Annotated in this window: 24 protein-coding genes and 2 tRNA genes; 20 read left to right on the top strand and 6 right to left on the bottom strand. The window is 61.4% G+C overall.

From position 1 onward, the window contains the following. Positions 1-4: 4 nt before the first annotated feature. A complete protein-coding gene (locus LMT64_RS09770) occupies positions 5-982 on the bottom strand; it encodes a GNAT family N-acetyltransferase (protein ID WP_126352086.1) in 978 nt (325 codons plus the stop codon). Positions 983-1,134: 152 nt separating this feature from the next. Between LMT64_RS09770 and LMT64_RS09775 the strand changes: the two genes are divergently transcribed. The 4 genes from LMT64_RS09775 (at position 1,135) to LMT64_RS09790 (ending at position 3,780) form a co-directional block, all read left to right on the top strand. Beyond that, on the top strand, positions 1,135-1,818 hold the full coding sequence (locus tag LMT64_RS09775) for a PIG-L deacetylase family protein (protein ID WP_126352085.1): 684 nt from the start codon (positions 1,135-1,137) through the stop codon (positions 1,816-1,818). Positions 1,819-1,876: 58 nt separating this feature from the next. Further along, positions 1,877-2,464: a hypothetical protein gene (locus tag LMT64_RS09780; protein ID WP_229253199.1), complete on the top strand. Its 588-nt coding sequence runs from the start codon at positions 1,877-1,879 to the stop codon at positions 2,462-2,464. After that, positions 2,452-3,123, top strand: a complete 672-nt coding sequence (locus LMT64_RS09785) for an ImmA/IrrE family metallo-endopeptidase (protein ID WP_126352083.1) — start codon at positions 2,452-2,454, stop codon at positions 3,121-3,123. Before LMT64_RS09780 ends, LMT64_RS09785 begins: the two co-directional genes overlap by 13 nt. Before the next feature lie 228 nt (positions 3,124-3,351). Beyond that, positions 3,352-3,780: a hypothetical protein gene (locus LMT64_RS09790; protein WP_126352082.1), complete on the top strand. Its 429-nt coding sequence runs from the start codon at positions 3,352-3,354 to the stop codon at positions 3,778-3,780. 39 nt (positions 3,781-3,819) lie between these two features. On the opposite strand, the gene scpA is transcribed toward LMT64_RS09790, so the two are convergent. Continuing rightward, a complete protein-coding gene (gene scpA, locus LMT64_RS09795; RefSeq protein ID WP_229253200.1) occupies positions 3,820-5,994 on the bottom strand; it encodes a methylmalonyl-CoA mutase in 2,175 nt (724 codons plus the stop codon). Between the two features lie 180 nt (positions 5,995-6,174). Here scpA and rpe point away from each other — a divergent pair, with 180 nt between their 5' ends. The 6 genes from rpe (at position 6,175) to fba (ending at position 11,164) form a co-directional block, all read left to right on the top strand. Then, the gene (gene rpe / locus LMT64_RS09800) at positions 6,175-6,852 is read left to right on the top strand and encodes a ribulose-phosphate 3-epimerase (RefSeq protein ID WP_229253201.1); all 678 of its coding nucleotides are present in this window, start codon (positions 6,175-6,177) and stop codon (positions 6,850-6,852) included. Further along, positions 6,849-7,625 (top strand): 2-phosphosulfolactate phosphatase, encoded by a 777-nt coding sequence (locus LMT64_RS09805; RefSeq protein WP_126352080.1) that lies wholly within the window; start codon positions 6,849-6,851, stop codon positions 7,623-7,625. Before rpe ends, LMT64_RS09805 begins: the two co-directional genes overlap by 4 nt. A gap of 41 nt (positions 7,626-7,666) precedes the next feature. Next, the gene (gene nspC / locus LMT64_RS09810; protein WP_126352079.1) at positions 7,667-8,899 is read left to right on the top strand and encodes a carboxynorspermidine decarboxylase; all 1,233 of its coding nucleotides are present in this window, start codon (positions 7,667-7,669) and stop codon (positions 8,897-8,899) included. A 26-nt stretch (positions 8,900-8,925) separates the two neighbouring features. Beyond that, positions 8,926-9,279 (top strand): MGMT family protein, encoded by a 354-nt coding sequence (locus tag LMT64_RS09815; protein WP_126352078.1) that lies wholly within the window; start codon positions 8,926-8,928, stop codon positions 9,277-9,279. 62 nt (positions 9,280-9,341) lie between these two features. Beyond that, positions 9,342-10,085: a c-type cytochrome gene (locus LMT64_RS09820; RefSeq protein ID WP_126352077.1), complete on the top strand. Its 744-nt coding sequence runs from the start codon at positions 9,342-9,344 to the stop codon at positions 10,083-10,085. A gap of 143 nt (positions 10,086-10,228) precedes the next feature. Then, positions 10,229-11,164 carry a class II fructose-1,6-bisphosphate aldolase gene (gene fba, locus LMT64_RS09825; protein WP_126352076.1) on the top strand — a complete coding sequence of 312 codons (936 nt, stop codon included), beginning with the start codon at positions 10,229-10,231 and terminating at the stop codon, positions 11,162-11,164. Between the two features lie 64 nt (positions 11,165-11,228). On the opposite strand, the gene LMT64_RS09830 is transcribed toward fba, so the two are convergent. Next, positions 11,229-12,038, bottom strand: coding sequence for a metallophosphoesterase (locus LMT64_RS09830; RefSeq protein WP_229253202.1), 810 nt, complete (start codon positions 12,036-12,038; stop codon positions 11,229-11,231). 49 nt (positions 12,039-12,087) lie between these two features. Here LMT64_RS09830 and LMT64_RS09835 point away from each other — a divergent pair, with 49 nt between their 5' ends. Then, positions 12,088-12,969: a metallophosphoesterase gene (locus LMT64_RS09835; protein ID WP_126352074.1), complete on the top strand. Its 882-nt coding sequence runs from the start codon at positions 12,088-12,090 to the stop codon at positions 12,967-12,969. A gap of 1 nt (position 12,970) precedes the next feature. Here LMT64_RS09835 and LMT64_RS09840 read toward each other — a convergent pair whose 3' ends face one another. Next, a complete protein-coding gene (locus LMT64_RS09840; protein ID WP_126352073.1) occupies positions 12,971-14,344 on the bottom strand; it encodes a glycogen synthase in 1,374 nt (457 codons plus the stop codon). Positions 14,345-14,459: 115 nt separating this feature from the next. On the opposite strand from LMT64_RS09840, the gene LMT64_RS09845 reads away from it, so the two are divergent. From LMT64_RS09845 to pyk, 6 genes are all read left to right on the top strand, one after another. Continuing rightward, positions 14,460-14,535, top strand: a tRNA-Ile gene (locus LMT64_RS09845). Between the two features lie 28 nt (positions 14,536-14,563). After that, positions 14,564-14,638 (top strand) — tRNA-Val (locus LMT64_RS09850). A 198-nt stretch (positions 14,639-14,836) separates the two neighbouring features. Next, a complete protein-coding gene (gene dnaA, locus LMT64_RS09855; RefSeq protein WP_126352072.1) occupies positions 14,837-16,228 on the top strand; it encodes a chromosomal replication initiator protein DnaA in 1,392 nt (463 codons plus the stop codon). Positions 16,229-16,603: 375 nt separating this feature from the next. Further along, complete coding sequence (gene dnaN, locus LMT64_RS09860; protein WP_126352071.1) at positions 16,604-17,686, top strand: DNA polymerase III subunit beta; 1,083 nt, start codon at positions 16,604-16,606, stop codon at positions 17,684-17,686. A 213-nt stretch (positions 17,687-17,899) separates the two neighbouring features. After that, the gene (gene eno / locus LMT64_RS09865) at positions 17,900-19,177 is read left to right on the top strand and encodes a phosphopyruvate hydratase (protein ID WP_126352070.1); all 1,278 of its coding nucleotides are present in this window, start codon (positions 17,900-17,902) and stop codon (positions 19,175-19,177) included. A 283-nt stretch (positions 19,178-19,460) separates the two neighbouring features. Next, complete coding sequence (pyk, locus tag LMT64_RS09870) at positions 19,461-20,894, top strand: pyruvate kinase (RefSeq protein WP_126352069.1); 1,434 nt, start codon at positions 19,461-19,463, stop codon at positions 20,892-20,894. Positions 20,895-21,089: 195 nt separating this feature from the next. Here the strand turns inward: pyk and tyrS are convergent, their stop codons facing one another. Continuing rightward, positions 21,090-22,334, bottom strand: coding sequence for a tyrosine--tRNA ligase (gene tyrS / locus LMT64_RS09875; RefSeq protein WP_126352068.1), 1,245 nt, complete (start codon positions 22,332-22,334; stop codon positions 21,090-21,092). Between the two features lie 170 nt (positions 22,335-22,504). On the opposite strand from tyrS, the gene LMT64_RS09880 reads away from it, so the two are divergent. The 3 genes from LMT64_RS09880 to LMT64_RS09890 are packed head-to-tail and all read left to right on the top strand — an operon-like array spanning position 22,505 to position 24,293. After that, positions 22,505-23,068, top strand: a complete 564-nt coding sequence (locus tag LMT64_RS09880) for an MOSC domain-containing protein (RefSeq protein WP_126352067.1) — start codon at positions 22,505-22,507, stop codon at positions 23,066-23,068. After that, the gene (locus tag LMT64_RS09885) at positions 23,065-23,583 is read left to right on the top strand and encodes an NUDIX domain-containing protein (RefSeq protein WP_126352066.1); all 519 of its coding nucleotides are present in this window, start codon (positions 23,065-23,067) and stop codon (positions 23,581-23,583) included. The genes LMT64_RS09880 and LMT64_RS09885 overlap by 4 nt, the downstream gene beginning before the upstream one ends. Next, complete coding sequence (locus LMT64_RS09890; RefSeq protein ID WP_126352065.1) at positions 23,580-24,293, top strand: tRNA (adenine(22)-N(1))-methyltransferase TrmK; 714 nt, start codon at positions 23,580-23,582, stop codon at positions 24,291-24,293. The genes LMT64_RS09885 and LMT64_RS09890 overlap by 4 nt, the downstream gene beginning before the upstream one ends. 64 nt (positions 24,294-24,357) lie before the next feature. On the opposite strand, the gene LMT64_RS09895 is transcribed toward LMT64_RS09890, so the two are convergent. Next, complete coding sequence (locus LMT64_RS09895) at positions 24,358-25,419, bottom strand: agmatine deiminase family protein (RefSeq protein WP_170165974.1); 1,062 nt, start codon at positions 25,417-25,419, stop codon at positions 24,358-24,360. Positions 25,420-25,451 lie beyond the last annotated feature (32 nt).

Raw genomic sequence — 25,451 nt, forward strand, 5'->3', positions numbered from 1 at the left:
GGACTCAGGAGAGCTCCAGCTCGTAGCGGTACATGGTCGCCGTCCGCTGAAAGCCCAGCGCTTCATTCATGGTCAGCATGGCCCTATTTGGCGTGTCGTTGAAGGTCTTGATGACGCCGCCGCCCTGGGCCTGAAGCTCACGCATGGCTGCCACCTTGAGTGCCTTGGCGAGGCCGCGGCCCCGGTGGCTGCGCAGCACCCCGGTCATACCGATGTAGTAGTGTTCGCCCCGGCTTTTGCCGATGGTGCTGTAACCGACATAACTGCCCGTCAGCGGATCGCTCGGGCCATCCCCAACCGCCACGAAAGACAGCTCTGGCCGCAGCTGAGGGTCGGCCAGTTCATCTTTGACCCACTGGTCCAGCGACTTTTTGGTGGGGGTCAGACCCGAAGGAACGTCCTGAAACAGCAGCCAGTCCAGCTCGTGCAGCCGGCGGTCTCGGTCCGGATCGGCGGCCAGTTCGGCCAGTGACATGAGCCTGACGCCCTGCTCGGCCACCCCGGTCAGTAGACCATCAAAGGTACTCAGGTCCGTGTCCCGCGTATCCAGCTGTGATTCGAAACGTTCCCACCCCACGCGCCAGCCCCGGCGCTCTAGGAAGGCCCGCCCCGCCGCGTCCTGAGGCTTGCTGCTGAGCATGGTCCGTACCTCGCGGGCGCCGCGTTCCTGCAAATGGCGCTTTAGTTCGCTGTACAGCGCTGTCCCCACACCCTGCCGCTGAAAGTCCGGGTGGACATCCAGAGCGCTCCAATACCGCCAGGGTTCAAAAGCAAAATCGTCATGCCCGACATGACCGACACCCACAATCTGCCCCGCCTGTTCGGCCACGACACGCAGCGCGAAATGGGCTGGGTCGCGGGTGTCGTCTTGGCGCTGCAAGTCCTCCGCCCCGGTCGGCCAGTCGGGCTGGGTCAGGCTGAGAATCTCAGCCAGGGCCGGAAAGTCGGAGCGCTGCGCTTCACGCAGGGTGAGAGAAGGCATGCGCCTATGTTGCACCCATGCAGGGAGCCGGAGCATGCGCCAATTGGCCTAATGCAGGAATTCCGTCCGCTCTGAATTTGCTTCCAGGCTGCGTCCCTGAGTGTTTCTTTCTCCGAACTGGAAGACGCCGGTCTACCCGCTATGCTGGTCAGATGACCGATGCACCCCGCCTGAAACTGCTGCTGATCGTGCCTCACCCTGACGACGAGGTGTACGGCGCAGGCGGAACCATCATGGAATTCGAGGAAGCCGGGCAGTCCTGCGGTCTGGTCACGCTGACCAAGGGCAACGCAGGCCGCAACCTGGGCCTGTGCGACACGCCCGAGCAACTGGCCGCCATGCGCGAGGTCGAGCTGGAAGCCTGCCTGGACGTGCTGGGCATCACCGTTCACGAGCAGCATTCCTTTCCGGACAAGGCGCTACGTGAATACGACTTTGAGGAACTGGTAGAGGTCAGCCGAGCCGCCCTGGAACGCTACCGCCCTGAAATCCTGCTGACTTTTCCTCCCAACGGCTCCAACGGTCACCCGGACCACCAGACCACCCACCGCGCCGTCAAAGTTGCCTGGGACAAGCTGCCGGAGGGCGAGCAGCCAGAGCTGTGGTATTACGCAGGCAGTGCGGCCCCTGAAGACGACGCCCTGTTGCCCAGCTGGCTCCCGGCCAACCTGCGACGGGATGTGACCCCCTATCTCACCCGCAAGCTGAAAGCCATCGCCTGTCACCGTACCCAGGCGCTGAGTACGGTGGACTTTATCCGCAAATTCCCGGAGCGCATCACCCAAGAAACCTTCTACGTGGTAGGAGGAGACACGCAGCGAAAAGACGCGGAGTAAAGGCGGAAGGCCAATTCATTCCTCGCCAGCAACTACCCTCATTTTGGTAGACTGAACTATGGCTGGGTACGGCACAGCGCTTCAGGCGCGGCGTGAACAGGTCGGGTACCGCTCACAGAGCGACCTGGCCCGCGCCGTCCGGGCGCTGCATGAGGAGGGTGACCTGCCCGCTGGCCTACGGCCGTTCAGTCAACAATGGCTCTCGCGTCTGGAAGAAGATACCGATGGGCAAGTCCTCCTGAGTGCCCGAGCGCAGCAGCTCCGGGACCTGGCCTACATGCTGGGCTGGACCGCTGCCGAGTTTGAGACTGAAGTGGGCGTGCCGCTGGGGAGTGTGCCGCTGCCTTCCACCAGGGCGGCAGGACCGGACCAAGCTCCGGATGCCCAGCAACAGGGTTGGGAGGTGCAGCCAGTGCAGCGGCCTATCCCAGGCAGCCTGCGTGAAGCTGCGGAGGTCTTCGGGGCGCGGGCCGAATGGGCCGAGCTGCGCGAGGGGCGCTGGCTGCGCTTCTTGACCGACCTGCACCACCGCCGCACTCCCCAGACAGCAGGCGAATGGCTGGACCTGTTTCTGGACCTCCGCAAGCGTTTTGACCCGCCAGCTCTGCCTGACCAGCGCGGTGAGGAGGACGCGTGGACCCCCTGATCTCAGACTACCTGGCCTACCTGCGGCGGCGACATGCCCAGGTAGGTTACGTGTCTGATATGGACGCACTGGCGGGGCGTTTGGATATTCCGGTTTTGCAGGGACAGCACAGCTTGGCTCAGGCGGCCCCCCCTGATGAGGACACACCCTGGGTGCAGGTACAGCGCCGCAGCCCCCGCCAGCAGCGCCGCGCCGACACCGCCCACGAGCTGGTCCATGCCTTGAGCGAGCAGGGGCAGTACACCCCGGCCATTCGGCGCGAACATGCCAGCGTGAACGATACAGGCAAACAGGCACTGGATGAACATCTGGAACTGCTGACCGAACATGGCGCCGACGCCCTCTTGATGCCTGACGCTTTGGTCACTGAGCTGACCGTCCGCTACGGCGAGTCAGCGGCCGTGATTGCCCATTTGGCACACGAGGCGGATGTTTCCTTGCAACAGGCTCTGCGGCGCTTCGTGTTTCTGAACACGGCCCAGCGGCGCACCGGCTACCTGATGCAGGGCAATTACATCTGGTACGCCCTGACCACCGGCTGGACGCCCGAATGGATCGGTTCGCGGTTAGATGAGTTGGCTTTTCTGGAAGCCGGAGGCACGCTGTACCAGTCGTCGTATGGACGCACCGGGCGCATTGCGTTTTATTGCGAAACCTGAATTGCCCATTCTGCCCTTGACTAAACGAATGGTATTTACTAAAATTTTAGTAGGTAAGAACTGAGGGTGTCACGCCTGTCCCGCGATTTGTTCCGGTGGCCTGCCGACACCACCTGCCCGTCAGGCGCTGAAGGGAAGCAGTGCCTGATTTTTCCTCATTTCGGCTGGCCGCAGATCAGGCGGCCTCTTCAATCACATGTCATTCATACAGCCTCAGGGGGACTGAATATGACCATTTGGCCCGCACTTTGGACCGATCCCAGCGTGATGACCACGCTGGACCCACCCGCCCTGCTCAGCACCTTGGGCGTCTCACTGACCGTTGCAGCACTCTCGGGAATGCGGCTGCGCCAGCAGTTGCCCCAGACGCAACGCCCACACTGGACCGCCACCTTGACCGATACGCTGCTGGGCGGGCTGGTCGGCGGCCTGGCGGCCTTCGCTCTGGCCAGCGGCTTGCCCGCACTGAATACAGCTCCCGGCGTGCTGCTCTGCGCGGCGGTAGGCGGCAGCCTGGGACTCAACCTGGCCGAATTCCTGCGGACCAAGGGGATGGGCGTGCTGCTGCGCTGGGTGCTGGGGCAGGAGGAGACCCAGGTGGGCCGAGAGACAGCAGAAAGGGGCAACGCCGCCGAGGAGTTACCGCCCCGGCACTAAGGTTCACCCAGGCCGACGCCAAACCGGTTGCAGCATCTTTCAGCCCTGCGCTCCCTGCCCTTTCAGTTGGCCCTGCCGCCGCTGGAGCAGACCCAGCACTTCACGCGCCGCGCTCAGGATCGGCGTGCCGGGGCCGAAGATGCCCACCACCCCGGCGTCATATAGCGCCTGATAATCCTGCTGCGGAATCACGCCGCCTACAATGACCAGAATGTCGTCTGCGCCTTCAGCCTCAAGGGCGGCGATCAGCTGCGGCACCAGCGTCTTGTGGCCTGCCGCCTGACTGCTGACGCCGACCACATGCACGTCGTTCTCGACCGCTTGGCGCGCCGCTTCTTCAGGGGTCTGGAACAGAGGTGACACGTCCACGTCGAAGCCTAGGTCGGCAAAGCCGGTGGCGATCACCTTGGCGCCCCGGTCGTGGCCGTCCTGGCCCATCTTGGCGACCAGGATGCGGGGGCGGCGGCCCTCCGCCTCAGCAAAGGTATTGATGTCGGCCTGTACCTGTGCAAATTCGTCATCACCCGCGTAGCCTTGTGCGTACACGCCACTGAGGGTCTGCACCTCGGCTTGGTGGCGGCCCCAGACTTCTTCCAGAGCGCTGCTCACCTCGCCCAGCGTGGCCCGCGCCCGCATCGCTTCTACACTAAGGGCCAGCAGGTTACCTTCGCCTGTGCGGGCGGCGTCCCGCAGAGCGTCCAGCGTCGCTTCCACTTTGGCCGTGTCGCGCTCCGCTTTCAGGCGGTCCAGGCGGGCAATCTGCGACTCGCGCACGGCGGCGTTATCGATATCCAGCACCTCGTAGGCGCTGTCGTCTTTCTCCAGGCGGTACTTGTTCACGCCCACGATCACGTCCTGGCCCCGGTCAATCCGGGCCTGTTTGCGGGCCGCCGATTCTTCGATCCGCAGCTTGGGAATGCCCTCACCGATGGCCCCCGCCATGCCGCCTAGCTCCTCCACCTCACGCATCAGCACGCGGGCTTGCTCGGCCAGGTCATGGGTCAGGCGCTCCATCAGGTAAGAGCCGCCCCAGGGGTCCACCACATCTGTGATTCCAGTTTCCTCCTGCAAAATCAGCTGGGTATTGCGGGCAATTCGGGCGCTGAAGTCGGTGGGCAGGCCAATCGCTTCGTCAAACGAGTTGGTGTGCAGGCTCTGGGTGCCACCGAACACTGCTGCCATCGCTTCTACAGCGGTCCGCACCACGTTGTTGTAAGGGTCTTGCTCAGTGAGGGACCAGCCCGAGGTCTGGCAGTGGGTCCGCAGAGCGCAGCTCATGGGGTTCTTGGGATCAAACTGGCCCATCAGTTCACTCCAGAGCATCCGGGCAGCCCGCAGCTTGGCCACTTCGGTGTAGAAGTTCATGCCGATGGCAAAGAAAAAGCTGAGGCGCGGCGCAAAGGCGTCAATGTCCAGCCCCTTATCCAGCGCAGCCCGCACGTATTCCAAGCCGTCGCTGAGGGTGTAGGCCAGTTCCAGCGCGGCATTTGCTCCGGCTTCTTGCAGGTGGTAGCCGCTGATAGAAATGGAGTTGAAGCGCGGCATCTCGGCGGCGGTGTAGGCGATGATGTCCGCAATAATCCGCATGGACGGCTCCGGCGGGTAGATGTAGGTGTTGCGGACCATAAATTCCTTGAGAATGTCATTTTGGATGGTCCCGGACAGTTGCGAACGGTCTACACCCTGTTCCTCACCCGCCACGATGAACCCGGCCAGGACCGGCAGCACCGCCCCGTTCATGGTCATGGACACCGACATCTGATCCAGCGGAATGCCGTCGAACAGCACCTTCATGTCCTCGACACTGTCAATCGCCACGCCTGCCTTGCCCACATCGCCCACCACGCGGGGATGGTCCGAGTCGTAACCCCGGTGGGTCGCCAGGTCGAACGCCACACTGAGGCCTCTTTGTCCGGCGGCCAGGTTGCGGCGGTAAAAGGCGTTGGACTCCTCGGCGGTGGAAAAGCCTGCGTACTGCCGGATGGTCCAGGGCCGTGCCGCGTACATGGTGGCGCGTGGCCCCCGCGTAAACGGCGCGAAGCCTGGCAGTGTATCTGTCTCCAGGCCTTCCAGATCGGCAGCGGTGTACAGCGGCCTTAGCGTCAGCCCTTCGGGGGTCTGGGTGTTGAGCGTTGCGGGGTCGGCGCCCCTGAGGTCTTTGGTGGCCAGGGTCTTCCAGTCTTGCAGGGTGGGCTTGGTAGGTGTTGAGGTCATAGGAACTCCTTGGGGATGGACAGGCGAGATGTTCTGGAGACGAAATTTAATAAGGTGTATGGCTGGAAAAGGGTGTAAGCAGGTCAAGGTCATCATAAGCCTGTGGCTGTCGGCCACCTCGGAAAGTCGGCCACAAGGGAGAGCAAAACCTGCACTTCAGGCCCGCGCTACAATTCCCGCGTGACTGCCCCTACCCGCAAACCCGTGATCCTCTCTCCCAGCCTGCTTGCCTGCGACTTTGCGCGGCTGGGTGAAGAACTCGCCACCCTGAAGGCCGCAGGCGTGCCCTGGGCACATGTGGACGTGATGGACGGCCAATTCGTGCCCAACATCTCTTTCGGGCTGCCGATCTTGGCAGCGGCGCGGCGCGTATCGGACCTGTACATGGACGTTCACCTGATGATCGAGCAACCGGAGCGTTATCTGAAAGACTTCGCTGACGCCGGAGCCGATGGACTGACTGTGCAGGTCGAAAGCACCAAACATATCCACCGCGCGGTAGGACAGATTCGTGAACTGGGCAAGCGTGCGGGCGTGACCCTGAACCCAGGCACCTCCCTGGACACCCTGCGCCCGGTGCTGGCCGACGTGGACCTGGTGCTGATCATGAGCGTGAATCCTGGTTTCGGGGGTCAGAAGTTCATCGGCTCAAGCGTGGAGCGGGTCCGCACCGTGCGCCGCTGGCTGGACGAGTTCGGCTCGGAAGCCGAAGTGCAGGTAGACGGTGGCGTGACGGCAGGCAACGCCCGCGCACTGGTGGAAGCAGGGGCGACCAATCTGGTGGCCGGCAGCGCCATTTTCGGGGCTGAGGGCGGCGCAGCAGCGGGCGTGCAGGCCTTCCGGGACACACTGGCATGAGCCGGCGCCTGAGCGTCAGCTTACTGCCGGAACTCCACCCGCCACACACCCATGGCGGAACCGCTCTGGTGATTGACGTGCTGCGGGCCACCACCACCGCAACCACTTTTCTAGAACAGGGGGCGGACGCTGTGATTTTCGCGCCCACGCCAGAGGTGGCTTTTGCGCGGCGTGAGGCGGCGGGCGGCGCTCAGGTCCGGCTGGCCGGTGAGCGCAGCGGCGTGATCATCCCAGGCTTCGACCTGGGCAACAGCCCGTTGGACGCCCAGCGGCAGAATTGGGCCGGGCACCAAATCGTCATGAACACCACCAACGGCACGGGAGCGGCTCACCTGGCGGCCCAGAGTGCCGAGCGGGTGCTGCTGGCCTGCCTGCGTAACGCTCCAGCGGCGGCGGTGGCAGCCCTGGCCTACCCTGGCGACCTGCGGATCGTGTGCTCCGGCACCAACCGACAGGTCAGCCTGGACGACTGCTACGCGGCGGGCGTGCTGGTACGTGAACTGCTGGACCGCGCAGTCTGTCAACCGGACGACTCAGCGCAGATGGTCCTGGCCCTGCTGAACCAGTGGCCCGATCCCCTCGCAGCATTAGAAGCCAGCCGCCACGGCCAGCGTCTACTGGGCCTAGGTGACGTGGACGCCGCGCTGGCTGATTTGGCCCTTGATGTGGCCTTCTGCGCCAAAGTGGGCGTCAGCGATACTGTGCCCCGGTTGCTGGGCAGTGAGACAGGCGGTTTGGTCTTCAGCGCAAACGACCAAGAAAATACAGCGTAACTGGGACGCCCCTTCTTCCCACTAGCCTCTAGACTGTCCGCATGACCGAGTTGCCCGCTGACCTCCGCTTGCCCGACGTGACCGATCCACAAACCGTGAATTGGGCCGAAATTCCCAGTCCCGCCTTCGTGCTGGACGAGACGCGGCTGCGGCGCAACCTGGCACTGATCTCCTATGTGCAGGAAAAGAGCGGCGCACAGATTATCGTGGCCTTCAAGGGTTTTTCGATGTGGTCCACGTTCCCCATTCTGCGCGAGTACGGCATCAGTGGGGCCACCGCCAGCAGCCTGAACGAAGTCATCCTGGCCGACGAGGAAATGCAGGGCGAGGTGCATGCCTACGCGCCCGCCTACAGTGATGAGGACTTTCCAGAAATCCTGCGCCGCTCGGACCACATCGTGTTCAACTCGCTGGCGCAGTGGGAGCGCTTCCGCCCCCAGGTGGAGGCCGCCCGTCAAGGGGGCCGCACCATTCACGCAGGTCTGCGCGTCAACCCTGAATACGCTGAGGTCGAAACTGACCTGTACAACCCCGCCGGGCCGTTCTCGCGGTTAGGCGTTACCCGCCGCGAGTTTCCGGATACGTTGCCCGAAGGCATTGACGGCCTGCACTTTCACACACTCTGCGAAAAAGACTCCGACACGCTGGAGCGCACGCTAGAAGTGCTGGAGGAGAAGTTCGGGGAATTCCTGGCCTCTGATCAGGTGGCGTGGGTCAATTTCGGTGGCGGCCACCTGATGACCCGCGAAGGCTACGACATTGAGCGACTGATCCGGGTGGTGCGGGCGTTCCGCGAACGCTGGAACGTGCACGTGATCCTGGAACCTGGCAGCGCTTTCGGCTGGCAGACTGGTTGGCTGGTCAGCAGCGTGCTGGACGTGGTCCATAACGTCAAAGACGCTGTGCTGCTGGACGTGTCAGTCAGCGCCCATATGCCCGACGTGCTGGAAATGCCCTACCGACCACGCATCCTGGGCGCTGGCGACCCCCCGGACGATACTCACCGCGAGGCCGACGCCGGGGCATCAGGCCACCGCTACATCATTGGCGGCACCACCTGCCTCGCCGGCGACGTGGTGGGCGAGTATGTTTTCCCGGAGCCGCTCAAGGTCGGGGACCGGGTCGTCTTTGACGACATGATCCACTACACCATGGTCAAGACGACCTTTTTCAACGGCGTCAAGCACCCGGATATCGGCATCCTGCACGCAGACGGCTCGTACGAACGGGTCAAGGTGTTCGGCTACGACGAATTCAAGGCCAAGCTGAGCTGAGGAAGTAGACCCGCTACACTGCCTCCATGACACGCGACGCTGAGTTCCGCCGACGCATTCTGGACCTGGTGGCCCGGATTCCCAGAGGCCGGGTCATGACCTACGGTCAACTGGCGTTGCTGGCGGGCCAGCCAGGCGCGGCGCGGCAGGCCGGATACGTGATGAACAGCCTTCAGGGCGGGGATCACGGCCTGCCCTGGCAGCGGGTGGTGAATGCCCAGGGCCGCATCAGCACCACCAAAATTGGGCTGGGGGATCTGCAACTGGCACTTCTGATCCATGACGGTGTGGACTTTGACAGCAGCGGACGGCTGAACCTGTCCGAGCGGCAGTGGTGGCCGGAAGAAGCTCAGGAAGGGGGCACACCGACCCTCTTTTGAAAGTGGTGCGGGAGGGCAGATGGTCCTCCCAACCGCCCGGTCAGCGCGCTATCCTGTTCAGCATGACAAGTCTGAGAACCCGTATGACCCAGGGAAACATCGTTTCCTGGCTCACTGGAATTCTGCTGGGGGTCGTTCTGGGCGTCGCCCTGCTGTTTTTGACCAATGCCGGCGCACCATCCGCGACTGATCCGGTAAAGGACGGAGTGGCCGTCACCACCGATGCCAGCGCTACCGAAGCCGCCGAGGACGGCAATACTCCCGATACAGCTGGCATTACCCAGGGCAGCCAGGGCGGTATTTCCGATACCTCGACCAACGCCAGCCCCAGCACGGCCCCCACCGTGGGTGACCCGGCCACCACCGCCAGTGACGACAACGAAGAAGTCGCTGCCGAAACCGAGGAAGCCGGAAGCGGTGAGAGCGATGAGGGTGGTTCAGGCACGTCTGACAGTCAGGCCACTGAAGGCGAGAGCGCCGCTAGCGAAAGTGAAGGGGGCGCCGCTGAAGAAGCCACTCCTGCCGCTGGGGCTACCGAAAGTTCAGCCCAGGGTGACGCCGCCGCTGGCCAGGAAATCTTTGCCGGGTCCTGTGGTGGTTGTCACGGTGCCCAGGGACAAGGCGGCATCGGTCCAGCCATGACCGAAAATGCCAATGGCTGGGACCTTACCGGCTTCACCCAGACCCTGCGCGAAGGCGTCACCCCCGATGGCCGTGAACTCGCCCCCACCATGCCCCGCTTCTCCGAGGCCCAGCTCTCTGACGCCGACGTCGCCAACATCCACGCCTGGGTCCAGTCCCTCTGATCCACAGCACAATGAGGCTGCGTTAGGATAAAGCGCAAGCCCACAATTGACGCTGGCCGCCAAGCAGCCGCATCAGCACCTGACAGCGTTCAGTGTCAACAATCACGCCTAGCCAACCCAAAAGTTCTACAGGAGGAAAACACATGCTCGTTACTGGCAAAGAGATTCTGGTTCCCGCCCGCGAAGGCAAGTACGGCGTCCCCGCCTTCAACACCAACAACATGGAGATCACCCAGGCGATCATCCACACCGCCGAAAAGCTGGAAGCACCCGTGATGGTGCAGATGTCCGAAGGGGCGATCAAGTATGGCGGTCAGGATCTCGCCAACATCGTCAAGGACATGGCCCAGCGGGCCAAGATTCCGGTCGCCTTGCACCTGGACCACGGCTCTTCATACGAGTCAGCGCTTAAGGCCATCGCCATGGGCTTTACCAGCGTGATGATTGACGCCTCGCACCACGACTTTGAGGAAAACATCCGTGAGACCAAGCGTGTAGTAGAAGCCGCGCATGCCATGGGCATCAGCGTGGAAGCCGAGCTGGGCCGTCTGGGCGGTATTGAAGAGCACGTCATCGTCGACGAAAAAGACGCCTTCCTGACCGACCCTGAAGAAGCCGTGCAGTTCATCGAGCAGACCGGCACCGATTACCTGGCCATCGCTATCGGCACCAGTCACGGTGCCTACAAGGGCAAAGGCCGTCCCTTTATTGACCACGAGCGCATCGAGAAGATCGCTTCTATGACCACCATTCCCCTGGTGGCTCACGGGTCCAGCGGTGTGCCCAAGGAGATCACCGACCGCTTCCGCACGGCTGGAGGCGAAATTGGTGAGGCCGCCGGTATCGCCGACGAGGACCTGACCCGCGCCGTGCAGCACGGTATTGCCAAGGTGAACGTGGACACGGACTTGCGCCTGGCCGCCAGCGTAGGCGTGCGTGAAGCCTTTATGTCCAACCCCAAGGAGTTCGATCCTCGCAAGTGGATGGGCCCAGCCCGCGACGTGATGAGCGAGATCGTGGCCCACAAGCTGAAAGTTCTGGGCGCAGCCGGCAAGGCCAGCATGCAGGCCATGAAGTAGGTTTCACGAACTCAAGGGTGGGGAGCAGGCCATTTTGGCTTTGTTCCCCACTTTGCTGGGCCTCTTACACTCGGGCCAGTTCAGCAGGCAACATGTGCCCAAAGGCCGGCAGAGTCTCAGCCACTTGACGGTTCCCCTCCCCTTCCAGCACGACCAGTCCACGCGGCCCGTCCACCTGCAGCGGCAGCAGCGCCAGTCGCCCGGTTTTGTAGGCAGCCAGGTCTAGATAGACCTGCTTACCCTGCTGGATGACCACCCGTACTGGCGTATGCCCATGCACCGAGTAGGTCACACCTGTCGGCAACTCGTAGAGCCCATCAGTTGGGCGCAGCCACAGCACCGCCGACATGGGGTCGGGGTAGTCACGGTGGGCCTTGGGCGGGCTGGCATGCGTGACCATCACACTGGGCGCTGCCGGCAACTCGGCGTGAATCTCCCCTTCCCCATCCACAAAGACCATCCGGGGCAGGTCCTGTAGGTATTCGCGCATCAACTCTGGGAACTGTTCCAGCGTCAGGCCGCCCAGCTCTCGCCGCACCGATTCGCCCCCGGCCCGCATCCACCACTGCATCCCTTGCATGGCCAGGCGTAGGTCTTGGGGATTGGCCGACTGCTGAAAGCGGCTGAAGTGCTGCGGGCCTTCCAGTGCCATCCGCTCATGGTTCCCCATCAGCAACGTGGCACGGCCCTCTTTCCGCAGTTCCAGCAGCCGGGCCACACAGCGCAGGGAGTGTGGCCCACGGTCTATGGCGTCGCCTAAGTTCAGCAGGTGCCAGTTTGGCCAGTGCGCTTCGGCATACCGCACTGCCGCTTCCAGCAGATCAGCGCGGCCATGCAGGTCGGGAACGACAAAGACGGTCCTTGACTCAGACATCACCTGCCAGTGTACCTAGCGTTAACCTTAGTCACCTAGGCTGACTCTCATGAACCGCAAGTTGACCCGCCGCGAGTGGATCAGGCGCAGCCTACTCGGCACGGTAGGCCTGGGCACACTGCTAGGGGGCGGGGCAGTGGCTGGGGCTTATGGCCTCAGCGTCAGCCGACATAGACACGCCATGCCAGGCCTCAGGACCCCGCTGCGGGTCGTTTTTCTGACCGATCTGCACTACGGCCTGTATATAGCAGCGGGCAGTGTGCGCCGCTGGGTAGAAGCCGCCCTAGCTGAGCGGCCCGATCTGATTCTGCTGGGCGGTGACTTTGTAGATGTGCGGGCCGGTGAAACCCCCACTGAATTGCTGAATGAGTTGTCCCGCCTGCGTGCACCCCTGGGCGTCTATGGGGTGTGGGGCAACCACGATTACGGCAGTTTCGGCAAATATGCTTCGCGCTGGCGCGGCGCAGCAACTCCGAACTGGCCGCAGTACCGTCAGGAGTACACAGAATTGCTGGACCAGATCGGCATCCAACTGTTGCGAAACGATATCGCGCAGCCCAGGGATGACCTGCACCTCATAGGCACCGATGACCGCTGGCACGGCGACTCGCCGGACCTCACGGCGCTGCTGGCAGAGGCGGGGGGACGGGCCACGTTACTGCTGACCCACAACCCCGACATTTTGCCGGAGCTGCCCCAGCACATTGGCCTGACGCTCGCCGGACATACCCACGGCGGTCAGGTCCGACTCCCTGGCGTGGGGGCAGTGGTCGTGCCCAGTGACTACCACACCCGCTTCGATATGGGTTGGAAAGAAGGCGCGCACAGTAGCCCCGCCTATGTGAGCCGGGGACTGGGGGTGTCGGGTTTACCGGTGCGGACCCTGTGCGCGCCAGAGGTGACCGTACTGGAGTTACAGCCAGCCGAATAGGTCAGCCGCGTCCAGCCAGCACATCCGCATATAGTGCCGCATAGGCCCGTGCCGAGGCGTCCCAGCTGAAATCCAGCGCCATCCCTTCGCGCACCCGGCGTTCCCACTCAGCCCTATCCGCGCGGGTCGCCAGGGCCTCATTGGCAGAACTCAGCAAAGCTTCAGAGGTGGCCTCACCGAAGGTAAAGCCGATGCTGGAGGGCACGGTATCTACCAGGCCGCCCGTCTCACGAACCAGTGGCAGGGTGCCGTAGCGCAGCGCAATCATCTGCGAGAGGCCGCAGGGCTCAAAGCGGCTGGGCATAGCAAACATGTCAGCCCCGGCGTAGATACGGTGGGCCAGGGCCTCGTCCAGGCCACCTTTGAAGGCCACCCGGGGATGGTATCCCCAGCCGGCAAAGGCAGCTTCCAGTACGGGGTCGCCGCCGCCCAAGATGACGACATTCCAGGACCCCACCAGCTCAGGCAAGGCCCGAAGTAGCAAGTCCATGCCCTTCTGATCGGCCAAACGGCTCACGGTCCCTAGGATAGGAGCGCGGTCAAAGCCGAACTCGGCACGCAGGCGGCGGCGGTTGCCGCTCTTACCGCGCAGCCCCGAATAGTTCATAACGTAAGCGTCGCGCCGGGGATTCCAGCGTTCCAGATCCAAGCCATTCAAGATTCCGTGCAAGCGACCTTCGCGCTCCAGGCGTTGCAGGACACCTTCCAGCCCTTCGCCGTATTCAGGCGTTGTAATTTCCTGAGCGTAGGTCGGGCTGACGGTGGTCACGCGGTCCGCGAACATCAGGCCCGACTTGAGAAGATTGGCCTCACCGTGAAACTCAACGCCGTCTGGCCCCAGTGCCCAGCCGGGCAGCGCCATCCACTCTGCGGCTTCGTACAGCGGCCAGCGCCCCTGGTACTGAAGGTTGTGGACGGTAAACACCGTGGGCCAGCCGCTCAGCTGCGCATGGGCCACCACCAAGCCCGAATGCCAGTCGTGTCCGTGCAACAACCGGGGCTGAACTCCCAGCGACTGTAATACTGGAACCACAGCGCATCCGAAGCGGCTGAAACGCCGCACATCGTCTGCGTGGTACAGCCCAGGGCGGTCAAAATCTGCCAACCCCAGAAAAAGGTAGTCCACGCCGCCGCGTCGCTCATGGCCCAGGCGCACTGCACCTACGCCCTCTACTGTCAGTGTTTCTACCAGCTGCACCTGAGCGGCGTCCTCCAGGCCCTGGTACCAGGGCGTCACCACTACCGTAGGCTGACCGGCAGCTGCCTGAGCCGCCGGGAGCGCGCCCAACACATCGGCCAGGCCACCTGTACGCGAGAAGGGAAAGACCTCCGAGGCCACGTGGACTGTGGGACCAGCTGGCAGGGATAGGGTCATGCTGCCATGATACTGGCCACCTATCGGCTGAGGGTCATCCCATAGGCTTCCTGAACGCGTCTCAGGGGCGTTGACTTTTGCACGGGGCCACTGATAAACTCCTGAGGCTTGAGACGGGCCTTTAGCTCAATGGTTAGAGCAGTCGGCTCATAACCGATTGGTTGCCGGTTCAAGTCCGGCAGAGCCCACCAAGTGTGGCACTGCAGGCCACAAATTCTAGGGCGGTTAGCTCAGCGGTAGAGCACTCGCTTCACACGCGAGGGGTCACGTGTTCAAATCACGTATCGCCCACCAGATCTTTTCCCTCACCCTTTATGGTGGGGGATTTTTGTTGTTTAGCCGAGCCCTACACCACTTGTAGCCAAGTTATCCACAGGCCTGGTGATATGCTGGCGGCACTGCGCCAAGCTGCCGGAGCAGAGCCGCCATGTCACTCTTGTATGTCTGCTTTCTCCGTCTGAACGGCCTGAATGAAAAGGGGAGGTACGCACTATTTCTCAGGAAATCTGGTCAGATGTGCTGACCTATGTCCGCAATAACATTTCGGAGGTGGAGTACCACACCTGGTTCGCCCCGGTCAAAACCCTGGGCGTACGAGAGGGGTCGCTGGTCATCGGCGTCCGGAATTCCTTCGCACAGGAGTGGTTCCGTAAGCATTATCTGGGTTTGCTGGAAGATGCTCTGCGCAGCCTGGGTGCTGAAAATCCGCAGGTCAGTTTCGAGGTGCTGCCCGCAGTCCAAGAAGCCATGATCATGCCCGAAGCTTCTTCGTCTCCCGCAGTAGCGACTCCTACTCCTCCTCCGCAACCCCGGCCAAAACCAGTCCCTGCCCCCGAATTGAGCAAGGTGCTGAACCCCAAGTACACCTTTGAAAACTTTGTGGTCGGCCCTAACAACAACTTGGCCCACGCTGCTGCATTGGCTGTAGCCGAGTCCCCCGGCAAGGCCTATAACCCCCTCTTTATCTATGGGGACGTGGGGCTGGGCAAAACTCACCTGATGCACGCCGTGGGACATTATCTGGCTGAAAAGTATCCTGAAAAGCGCATTGCTTATGTTTCCACCGAGACCTTTACCAATGAGCTGATCAACTCGATTCGGGATGACAGGACCACCCAATTTCGGGACCGCTACCGCTCAGTTGACCTGCTGCTGGTGGACGACATTCAATTTCTGGCCCGTAAAGAACGCACCCAGGAGGAGTTCTTTCATACGTTCAATGCGCTCTACGAGAACCATAAGCAGATCATTCTCAGCTCTGACCGTCCGCCCAAGGATATCCAGACACTCGAAGGCCGCCTGCGTAGCCGTTTTGAATGGGGACTGATCACCGATATCCAGTCACCGGAGTTCGAGACACGGGTAGCAATCCTCAAGATGAATGCCGAGCAGGCAAATATCAACATTCCCCAGGAGGTGCTGGAACTGATCGCCCGGCAGGTGAATACCAACATCCGTGAGCTGGAAGGGGCGCTGATGCGGGTGGTGGCCTTTTCCAGCCTCAACAATGTGCCGTTTAGCCGTACGGTGGCCTCCAAAGCGCTATCCAACGTTTTTGCGCCGCAGGAAGTACAAGTCGAAATGCCGGAGGTGGTGCGGGCTGCCGCGCAGCTGTTTGAGGTGACCACGGAACAGATCAAGGGAACTGGGCGAGCCAGAGACATCGTGGTGCCACGCCAGATTGCCATGTATCTGATTCGCGAGATGACCGAACACTCCTTACCCGAGATCGGCCAGTTCTTTGGACGTGACCATTCCACCGTTATGCACGCAGTCAATAAGGTCACCGAAGGCATCAAGAGAGACGAAGAGCTGGCTGCGCAGGTCAGTCGCTTACGCCGTCACCTGGAAGGTCTGCATGAAGCTGAGGCTGGTAATGCTTGAGTTTGATCTCCGAGATGGGTCTGCACTGGGTCTGCCATCATCAATTCAGTTCCAAAATTCGTTCCAAAACCTTGTGAGAACAAGCACAAGCTGTGGATAACCCTGTGGATAACCCTGTGGATAACCCTATAAAAGTTGTGGATAAAATTGTGGACAACTTGACCGAATCTGAACCTGTGGAAAAGCACCTAAGTTATCCACAGGTTATCCACAGGGACAGCCGACTTATCCACATTTTTTTCCACAAGCCTAAATACATCTGCAACGGTGCCGGGAGCGGTTTTCCACAGTTTCCACAGGCTCTACTAGTACTACTACTATTTTTTTATAGTTTTAAAAGAACGGAGATCTCTAGCTGAGAGAAAGGATGTGTCCATGAAAGCCACTGTGACCAAAAAAGTATTGAGTGAGGGTCTGAGTCTCCTTGAGCGAGTTGTCCCCAGTCGGAGCTCCAATCCTCTTCTGACCTCTCTAAAAATTGAGGCCAGCTCTCAAGGCTTGAGCCTGAGTGGGACCAATCTGGAAATGGATCTGTCCAGCTTTGCTCCGGCGGAAGTTCAGGAGCCGCAGAGCCTGGTTGTGCCTGCGCATCTGCTTTCGCAGATCGTACGTACGCTGGGTGGTGAGCTGGTAGAGCTGGAACTGGTAGGCGACGAACTGGCAGTGAGATCCGGGGGGTCAGAATTCAAGATTCAAACTGGGGATGTCACTGCCTTTCCAGAATTGAACTTCCCGGACCAAATCGATGCCACTGTGGACGCCGCTGATCTGGCGCGGGCGTTAGGCAGTGTGCGTTATGCCGCCAGCAGTGAGGCTTTTCAGGCGGTATTCCGCGGTGTGAAGCTCGAAAAGCGCGACCAAGGGGCCCGTGTCGTGGCCTCAGACGGCTACCGGGTCGCTCTCCACGACTTTGCACTGGAAGGCGAAGTGCGTGAGCTGATCATGCCAGCCCGGAGTGTGGACGAGCTGGTGCGGATGCTGCGTGACGGCGAAGCCAAACTGAGCTACGGCGAGGGCCAGCTGAGCGTGACCACTGAGCGGGTCAAAATGAACCTCAAACTGCTGGACGGCGAATTCCCTGATTACGAACGCGTGATCCCCAGCGAGACCAAGCTGCAAGTCAAGCTCGCGTCGGCCACTCTCAAGGAGTCGGTGGGTCGCGTCGCGGTACTGGCCGACAAAAATGCCAACAACCGGGTGGAATTTCTGGTCAGTGAAGGGCAGTTGCAGCTGAATGCTGAAGGCGATTACGGCCGTGCCCACGACACCCTAAGCGTAGAACAAAACGGGACAGAGCCGGCCATTAGCCTGGCTTTCAATGCCAAGTATGTACAGGATGCTCTAGGACCGATTGAAGGTGAGGCTGAGATGCTGTTTGCCGAGTCCACCAAACCTGCCATTTTTCGTCCGGCCGCTGGAGGCGGTTATATGGCTGTGCTGGTGGCACTACGGGTCTAAGGGCACTTGCCGCTCTGCTCAGCCTTGTAGGGGCCTTCTGTGGGCCGGAGCGCCCCTTCATTGGCCCGACTGGTCGGTATAGGCGGCTGGATGGGCTTGTCTGTACAATCTTGAGTTCCTTTACTGGTGCTTGACGGCAGCGTCTATAGTGAACCCGACCCAATACCCTAGCCCTAAGGGGCCGAGCCTGAATCATCAAGGAGCTGAAAGACCATGAACATTGAAAAAGTTGTTGGACGCGAAGTGCTGGATTCCCGGGGTAACCCCACCGTTGAAGCCGAAGTGTACTTGAGCTGTGGTGCACGGGGCCGCGCCATTGTGCCTAGTGGGGCCAGTACCGGCACGCACGAGGCGCTGGAGTTGCGTGACGGCGGCGAGCGCTACTTGGGCAAAGGTGTGCAAAACGCCGTAAAGAACATCAACGAGGCGCTAGGTCCAGCTGTCACCGGTCTGGGCGCCGGTCAGCAAGCTGAAATCGACGCTGTAATGATGGATCTGGACGGCACGCCCAACAAGAGCAAGATGGGCGGCAACGCCATTCTGGCGGTCAGCCTGGCCACCGCCCGCGCCGCTGCGGACGCACTGGATGTGCCGCTGTACCGCTACTTGGGCGGCAGCAATGCCAAGACGCTGCCTGTCCCGATGATGAACGTGATCAACGGCGGTGCTCACGCCGACAACAACGTAGATTTCCAGGAATTTATGGTGATGCCTGTCGGTGCCCCGAGCTTCCGTGAGGCGCTGCGCTACGGAGCCGAAACCTTCCATTCACTCAAGAAGGTTCTCAGCGCCCGTGGGTACAACACCAACGTGGGTGACGAAGGCGGCTTTGCCCCGGATCTGAAAAGCAATGAGGAAGCCTTGGAAGTGCTGCTGGAAGCCATTGAAAAAGCGGGCTACGAGGCCGGCAAGGACATCAAGATCGCGTTGGACCCAGCCGTGACGGAGATCTTTAAAGACGGTCAGTATCATCTGGAGGGTGAAGGCAAGGTGCTGAGCACCGCCGACATGATCGACTTCTGGGAAGACTGGGTGGGCCGTTACCCGATCATCAGCATTGAAGATGCACTGGCCGAGGACGACTGGGACGGATGGCAGCAGCTGACCGCCCGCCTGGGTGACCGGGTGCAGCTGGTCGGTGACGACCTGTTCGTGACCAACCCTGAGCGTCTACAGCGCGGTATTGATCTGGGCGTAGGCAACTCCATCCTGATCAAGGTAAACCAGATCGGTTCGCTGACCGAGAGCATGGACGCCATTGAACTGGCCAAGCGTAGCCGCTACACCACGGTGATCAGCCACCGCTCTGGCGAGTCCGAAGACGCGTTTATCGCCGACCTGGCCGTGGCCACCAACGCCGGGCAGATCAAGACTGGCTCGGCCAGCCGCTCGGACCGCATTGCCAAGTACAACCAGTTGCTGCGCATTGAAGACCAGCTGGGTGGCCGCGCCGTGTACCTGGGCGAACGCGCCTTCAACCAGAAGCAGTAGGTCCCCGAAAATCAGCGACGGCAGGGCACTTTCTTCTATAGTGTTTTTCCCCGTCTAGACGCTTTCCGGCAGTCCTGATACTGCTGGAAAGCGTGCTGTGTTGTGGCGATGTAACCGCGCTCAGGCTTACACTGCGCTGAAGGGAGCCTGTTAATCTGCGGTGGCTTAGCTGCTGACAAGAATTGTTCCAGCAAGAAGCGAATAAACCTAGAATTCTAATTTTCCAACATACTTTTGAGCATGCCAGAAGCTGCGTCTTAAGCAGACAGACGAAGGAGACGACATGAAACATGCCTTTGGAAGGGCGACCAAAATCGTGGCTACACTGGGGCCGTCCAGCCGCAATCCGGACACCCTACGGCGCATGATTGACGCCGGGATGAACGTGGCCCGCATTAATTTCAGCCACGGCGACCGTGAGGATCACCGCGCCACCGTGGAGATGATCCGTGAGATCGCAGCCGAGAAAGGTCAGCCCATCGGCATCTTGCAGGACTTGCAGGGCCCTAAGATCCGGGTCGCCCGTTTCGAGGACGAAGCCGGTATTTTGCTGGAGCCGGGAGACCTGTTCAGCATCACCATGGATGATGTTCCGGGCAACCGAGAGCGCGTGGGTACGACCTACAAGCAGTTGGCCCAAGACGTCCTACCTGGCATGACCCTGTTGCTGGACGATGGCAACATTACCCTGGAAGTGCTGAATGTGACACCCCAGGCAGTCCAGACCCGTGTGGTGGTGGGTGGTCCACTAAAGAACAATAAAGGCATCAACGTGCCGCAGGCCAACCTGTCGGTGCCGGCCCTAAGCGACAAAGACGTGCAGGACCTGCAATTCGGGGCTGAGTTGGGCGTGGACTGGGTGGCCCTGAGCTTCGTGCGCTCACGCGATGACCTGCTGCTGGCCCGTCACTACCTGACCCGTGCTGGCAGCCGCGCCAAGCTGATGGCCAAGATCGAAAAGCCGCAGGCGGTGGAACGCTTCGCTGAGATTCTGCAGGAGGCCGACGGCATCATGGTGGCGCGTGGTGATCTGGGCGTGGAAATGTACCCTGAGCAAGTCCCCACCATTCAGAAAGACCTGATTCGGCGCTGCCGTGAAGCTGGCAAGCCGGTGATTACCGCGACCCAGATGCTTGAGAGCATGATTACTGCGCCGCGCCCCACGCGCGCTGAGGCCAGCGACGTGGCCAATGCTATCTATGACGGAACTGACGCTGTGATGCTGAGCGCAGAGTCGGCGGTGGGACAGTACCCGGTCGAGGCCGTTGCCATGATGCACCGCATCGCCCGCGAGGTGGAGCAGAGTGAAGGCTACCGCGCCCTACAAGATCTGGCTGCACCGATTGAGGCTCCGCAGGATGCTATTGCCATGTCAGCCTGCAATATCGGGGCCAAGCTGGAAGCGGCAGCCATCGTGGTCTTTACGTCTTCTGGCGGCTCATCCAGCCGAATTGCCAAATACCGCCCCCCCCTCTCCATTCTGGCGCTGACTCCTTACGAGCATGTTCGTAACCAGCAGACCCTGCTGTGGGGCGTGGTTCCGGTACTCAGCGATGATCCCAGGGATTCTGACGACATGGTGCGGATTGCTGCAGACGTGCTGAAACGCAGCGGATTGGCCGATCCTGGCGACCGCTACGTGATTACCGCTGGCGTGCCGTTTGGGGTGCGCGGGACCACCAATATGGTGCGCGTGGAAAAAGTACAGGCCGAATAAAATAAGTCAGTCATCAAACTTCAAGAGCCAAGTTGCGCGAAAAGCTCAGCGTGGCTTGGCTCTTTTGGCATTTATACACAATTCTATAGTTGTCCACACCTAATTTGTGGGCAACTATAGAATATAAGTGATCTAAGTATGAACTTCAAAATTTCCTAGGCAGGTTTTGGAAACTTAGAAAAGATTCCGTATGCCTTAATCCAAAATCAAACGAACAAATTTATCTTTGCCTTTTTGAACCACAAAGCCGCCTTCTGTGCCCAATTCAGCCTGTGTAACCCAACCTTGAGCATCGGTGTAAGGCTCACCAGCCACCTTGAGGCCCCGATTCTGAATCAACTTTCGGGCTGCGCCGTTGCTGGGTTCTAGGCCGGCCAGCACCACCAGGCGGGCCATGCTGACGTTGCCCTCGTCGTTCAGTTCATCGGCGGCCACCGTGACTTCGGGTAGATCGTCGGGGATACCGCCCTTCGCTACGCTGCGGAATCGCTCTTCGGCAGCGTCCGGGTCCGAGCCAGGGGCCAGCCAGCCCAACACCTCGCGGGCCAACTGGCGGTGGGCCTCTACGGGGTGTCCGGCCAGCACTTCGGAAATGCGGTCCTGGGGCAGATCAGTCAGCAGTGTGAAGTAGTTTTCCAGTAGGGTATCCGGCACTTTCATCAGCCCAGCGAAGATGGCGTGGGGTTCGTCACTCACGCCGATGTAATTGTCCAGGCTCTTGGACATCTTTTCGGTGCCGTCCAGGCCCACCAGCAGCGGCAGGGTCATGACCACCTGCGGCTCCTGACCATAGTCACGCTGTAGGGCGCGGCCCACCAGGTTATTGAACAGCTGATCGGTGCCGCCCAGTTCCACGTCAGCTTTCAGCGCCACCGAGTCGTAGCCCTGAGTCAGCGGGTACAGCAGCTCGTGCATGGAAATGGGCGTGCCTTCACGCAGGCGTTTGCTGAAATCGTCGCGCTCCAAGATGCGGGCCACGGTGTATTTGGCTGTCAGGGCAATGATGTCCTTGTAGCCCATCTCTTCGAGCCATTCGCCGTTGGAGCGGATTTCCAGCACTTCCGGCTCGGAGCGCAGAATCAGGCGGCACTGTTCTAGGTAGCTCTGAGCATTGGCGCGCGCTTCTTCAATGCTCAGCGGCGGGCGAGTCTTGGACTTGCCGCTGGGATCACCGATGGTTGCCGTAAAGTCACCGATCAGCATGATGACCTTGTGGCCCAGATCCTGAAACTGCCGCATTTTCCGCAGGATAACGGCGTGGCCCAGGTGCAAATCCGGGCGGGTGGGGTCAGCGCCCAGCTTGACCCGCAGCGGCTGACCCGTTTCCAGGCTGTCCTCCAGCTTGCGGCGCAGGTCGTCTTCGGATACCAGGTCCACTACGCCGCGTTTGAGGACGGCGAGCTGTTCGTCTACAGGGAGATTTTTACGAATTTCGGTCATGTGTGGTTCCTCTCTGGAGTAGGGACATAAAGGAAAGCGGCGCAACCGCCCTGAGGGTTACGCCGCGTGTGGGGACCGGACTTGCTGCATCCCACCTCAGCGGCGGGGAGAATAGCGGCAGTCTGGACGCTTCATACCCTGTAATTTAGCACGCCCGCTAACATGGGCAGATGCTGACCATGCACCAGCTCCGCGCCCACTTGCCGCGCCCAGGCCGCCTGGAGTGGGTTGGGCTGCGCTCCGCACGCCGCGCCCCGGTTCAGAGCGTTCCTGAAGCCCAGATTCACCCGCTGGTGGGATTGATCGGCGATCACGGCAAGCTGACCCCGCCCCGGCTGCGGGCGCTGGGAACGGAGACAAGTACTGAAGGGACCGAGCGGCCCTCCTCGCCGGTGCGTGCCGAGCGTGGCAAACGGCAGGTCACGCTGATTCAGGCCGAGCATTTACCCGTGATTGCGGCGCTGGCGGGGGTGGACATGGTCACGCCTGAACTGCTGCGCCGTAACCTGCTGGTCAGTGGAATCTCTTTGCTGGCCCTCAAGGACCGCCGCTTCTGGGTGGGCGAGGTGTTGCTGGAAGGCACGGGTGAATGCCATCCCTGCTCGCGGATGGAAGAGAATCTGGGTCCAGGCGGTTACAACGCCGTGCGCGGTCACGGTGGCCTGACGGCGCGGGTCATCCAGGGCGGCTGGGTGCGGGTCGGAGACACGGTGCGGCCCTGGGAGGATGCATGATTCGGCTGCCGACCATGGAAGATCTTCCCGGACTGCTGCGGCGCGTGCAGGGAGGAGCCGTTTGCTCGGAGCGTGTTACGGTAAAAGCGGTGATCTGGCAGGGCGGCCAGCTTGGATTGCTGCATTCGCCGCGTTGGGGATGTTACAAATTCCCCGGCGGAGTAGAACCCGGCGAAGACCACGCAGCGGCGCTAACCCGTGAGCTGCGGGAAGAGACGGGCGCAGAGTTGCTGGAACTGGGGCCGTGCTTGCTGACCGTCACTGAGCTGGCTCCCGCGCAGGAGCCTGAGGCGGAGGTCTTTCAGATGGGGTCGTTCTGCTACGCTTGCCAGGTCACAGAGGCGCAGCATTCGCCGGCCCTGGAAACCTACGAAGCCGAGCTGGGTCTGGAACCGTGCTGGGTCGCTCCCCAGGTGGCCGCTCAGGCGAATGCCGCAGCGCTGCGGCAGCCAGGTTCACCGCGCTGGATTCCGCGTGAAATTGCGGTCTTGCGCGCCCTGGCAGGTCAGGCGTGACCGCACTTTCCTTTCAGCCCCGACTTGACCCCCGCCTGGAAACGGTGCTGGGCTTGATCCGCGCTGACACCCATGCCGACCTGGGCACCGACCACGCGGGTCTGCCGATCCGGCTGATTCAGACCGGGCGGGTGCGCCACTGTATCGGGGTAGAGCTGAATGCTCAGCCACTGGAGCTGGCGCGGCGGCAGGTGGCCCGGGCAGGCCGGACTGAGCAGATTGAGCTGCGGCTGGGGAATGGTTTGGCCCCCTTGCAGCCCAGGGAGGTGCAGAGTGTCAGCATGACTGGATTGGGGGCCGGAACCATCGCTGGTGTCCTGGCACGCGGTCAGGCGGACGGCAAGTTGCCCCCGCGGGTGGTGGTGCAGTGCAACGACTCGCCGCTGGCCCTGCGGATTTGGGCACAGGAGGCGGGCTATCACCTGGCTGCTGAAACCCTGGTGGCCGGGTACTGGCCCTATCCGGTGCTGGTCTTTGAGCAAGCTGAGGGAACAGATCCTGCTTACACCGATCTGCCTGAAGCGGCCGCTTTGCGCTTCGGTCCACAGCTGCTGCGTGAGGGCCACGAATTGCTCCGCCCGGTCTTGGCGGACGCCTATGGTCGTTATGCGCCAGCAGCCGCGCCGGGCCGCAGCGCCCAGCGCGAACTGGACGCGGTCATAGAAGCGCTGGTTTACCTGGGCTGGACCGTGGAGGAAATCAGGCAATAAAAAATCCGCTCACTTGGAGCGGTTATGTTTACAACTATAGCGCCTTATGCAGTATTCGTCAAGCTTATGCCCCGGGCCAGATGGAGCCAGCGGGCTGCTGCTGGGTCAGGCAGTGAAATGACCCACCACCCTCAATAATCTGACGGCTGGGCAGGCCGATCACTTCACGGCCTTGGAAAAGGGGTCGTAGGATCTCCAGCGCCCGTCCGTCGTTGGGGTCACCGTATTGCGGCACCACCACAAAACCGTTGCCGATGTAGAAGTTGGCATAGGTGGGCGGCAAGCGGCCCTCCGCACCTTCCAGGCGATTGGCCGGGAGTGGCAGTTCCACGATCCGGAAAGGTTGTCCGTTCGCGTCTGTCATGCCGCGCAGGGCTTCCAGGTTGCCCTGCATCACTGCGTAGTTGGCGTCGGTTGTATCCTCGGCCACGCTGGTCACGATGGTCTGGGGATCCACGAAGCGGGTGATGGTATCAATGTGGCCGTCGGTATGGTCATTCTCCAGGCCGCCGTCCAACCACAGCAACTTGCGGACACCTAGGGTGTCGTTCAGCAGCAGGGTGTAGCCCTCTTCGGTCAGGCCGGGGTTACGCGTCTCGGTCAGAAAGCAGGAACGGGTGGTCAGGCCTACGCCGTCGCCGGTGATTTCCAGGCCGCCACCTTCGAGGATTTCGGGGCGGTCCCAGTGGCCCATGCCCAGGTATTCGGCCACATATTCCGGAATACGGTTGTCGTTCTCCCACTCGAACTTTCCGCCCCAGGAGTTGAATTCCCAGTTGACCAGGGCCACCTCGCCTGCAGCGTTGCGTACGAACAAGGGGCCGTTGTCGCGCACCCATGAGTCGTCCAGGGGAACGCGGTGAAAGGTCACGCTGGCCTCACCTGCAAGTCGTTCCCTGGCGTCTGTCTCGCTTTCCTCGTCGCGGACCAGCAGATGCACCGGCTCGAAGCGGGCAATGGTGCGAACCAGCTCGGCGTACTCAGAGCGCACGCCAGCCAGATGGCCGAACCACAATTCGTCGTCGCCGGGCCAGCTCATCCAGGTGGCCGCATGTTCGTCCCATTCGGCGGGCATCGCAAAGCCCAGGTCACAGGGGGTGTGGTCTGCGGGAGTCAGTTGCTTCATGATCTGCATTAGAGCAGTTCTGGGTTGCCCAG

Origin of the sequence: Deinococcus radiophilus (assembly GCF_020889625.1) — a bacterium.
In the GTDB taxonomy this organism is placed as follows: Bacteria; Deinococcota; Deinococci; order Deinococcales; family Deinococcaceae; genus Deinococcus; species Deinococcus radiophilus.

Excerpts from the sequence above, each read along its gene's own strand:
- LMT64_RS09770 (WP_126352086.1), bottom strand. The coding sequence starts at position 982 with ATGCCTTCTCTCACCCTGCGTGAAGCGCAGCGCTCCGACTTTCCGGCC.
- LMT64_RS09775 (WP_126352085.1), top strand. The coding sequence starts at position 1,135 with ATGACCGATGCACCCCGCCTGAAACTGCTGCTGATCGTGCCTCACCCT.
- LMT64_RS09780 (WP_229253199.1), top strand. The coding sequence starts at position 1,877 with ATGGCTGGGTACGGCACAGCGCTTCAGGCGCGGCGTGAACAGGTCGGG.
- LMT64_RS09790 (WP_126352082.1), top strand. The coding sequence starts at position 3,352 with ATGACCATTTGGCCCGCACTTTGGACCGATCCCAGCGTGATGACCACG.
- scpA (WP_229253200.1), bottom strand. The coding sequence starts at position 5,994 with ATGACCTCAACACCTACCAAGCCCACCCTGCAAGACTGGAAGACCCTG.
- LMT64_RS09805 (WP_126352080.1), top strand. The coding sequence starts at position 6,849 with ATGAGCCGGCGCCTGAGCGTCAGCTTACTGCCGGAACTCCACCCGCCA.
- nspC (WP_126352079.1), top strand. The coding sequence starts at position 7,667 with ATGACCGAGTTGCCCGCTGACCTCCGCTTGCCCGACGTGACCGATCCA.
- LMT64_RS09815 (WP_126352078.1), top strand. The coding sequence starts at position 8,926 with ATGACACGCGACGCTGAGTTCCGCCGACGCATTCTGGACCTGGTGGCC.
- LMT64_RS09820 (WP_126352077.1), top strand. The coding sequence starts at position 9,342 with ATGACAAGTCTGAGAACCCGTATGACCCAGGGAAACATCGTTTCCTGG.
- fba (WP_126352076.1), top strand. The coding sequence starts at position 10,229 with ATGCTCGTTACTGGCAAAGAGATTCTGGTTCCCGCCCGCGAAGGCAAG.
- LMT64_RS09830 (WP_229253202.1), bottom strand. The coding sequence starts at position 12,038 with ATGTCTGAGTCAAGGACCGTCTTTGTCGTTCCCGACCTGCATGGCCGC.
- LMT64_RS09835 (WP_126352074.1), top strand. The coding sequence starts at position 12,088 with ATGAACCGCAAGTTGACCCGCCGCGAGTGGATCAGGCGCAGCCTACTC.
- LMT64_RS09840 (WP_126352073.1), bottom strand. The coding sequence starts at position 14,344 with ATGACCCTATCCCTGCCAGCTGGTCCCACAGTCCACGTGGCCTCGGAG.
- dnaN (WP_126352071.1), top strand. The coding sequence starts at position 16,604 with ATGAAAGCCACTGTGACCAAAAAAGTATTGAGTGAGGGTCTGAGTCTC.
- eno (WP_126352070.1), top strand. The coding sequence starts at position 17,900 with ATGAACATTGAAAAAGTTGTTGGACGCGAAGTGCTGGATTCCCGGGGT.
- pyk (WP_126352069.1), top strand. The coding sequence starts at position 19,461 with ATGAAACATGCCTTTGGAAGGGCGACCAAAATCGTGGCTACACTGGGG.
- tyrS (WP_126352068.1), bottom strand. The coding sequence starts at position 22,334 with ATGACCGAAATTCGTAAAAATCTCCCTGTAGACGAACAGCTCGCCGTC.
- LMT64_RS09880 (WP_126352067.1), top strand. The coding sequence starts at position 22,505 with ATGCTGACCATGCACCAGCTCCGCGCCCACTTGCCGCGCCCAGGCCGC.
- LMT64_RS09885 (WP_126352066.1), top strand. The coding sequence starts at position 23,065 with ATGATTCGGCTGCCGACCATGGAAGATCTTCCCGGACTGCTGCGGCGC.
- LMT64_RS09895 (WP_170165974.1), bottom strand. The coding sequence starts at position 25,419 with ATGAAGCAACTGACTCCCGCAGACCACACCCCCTGTGACCTGGGCTTT.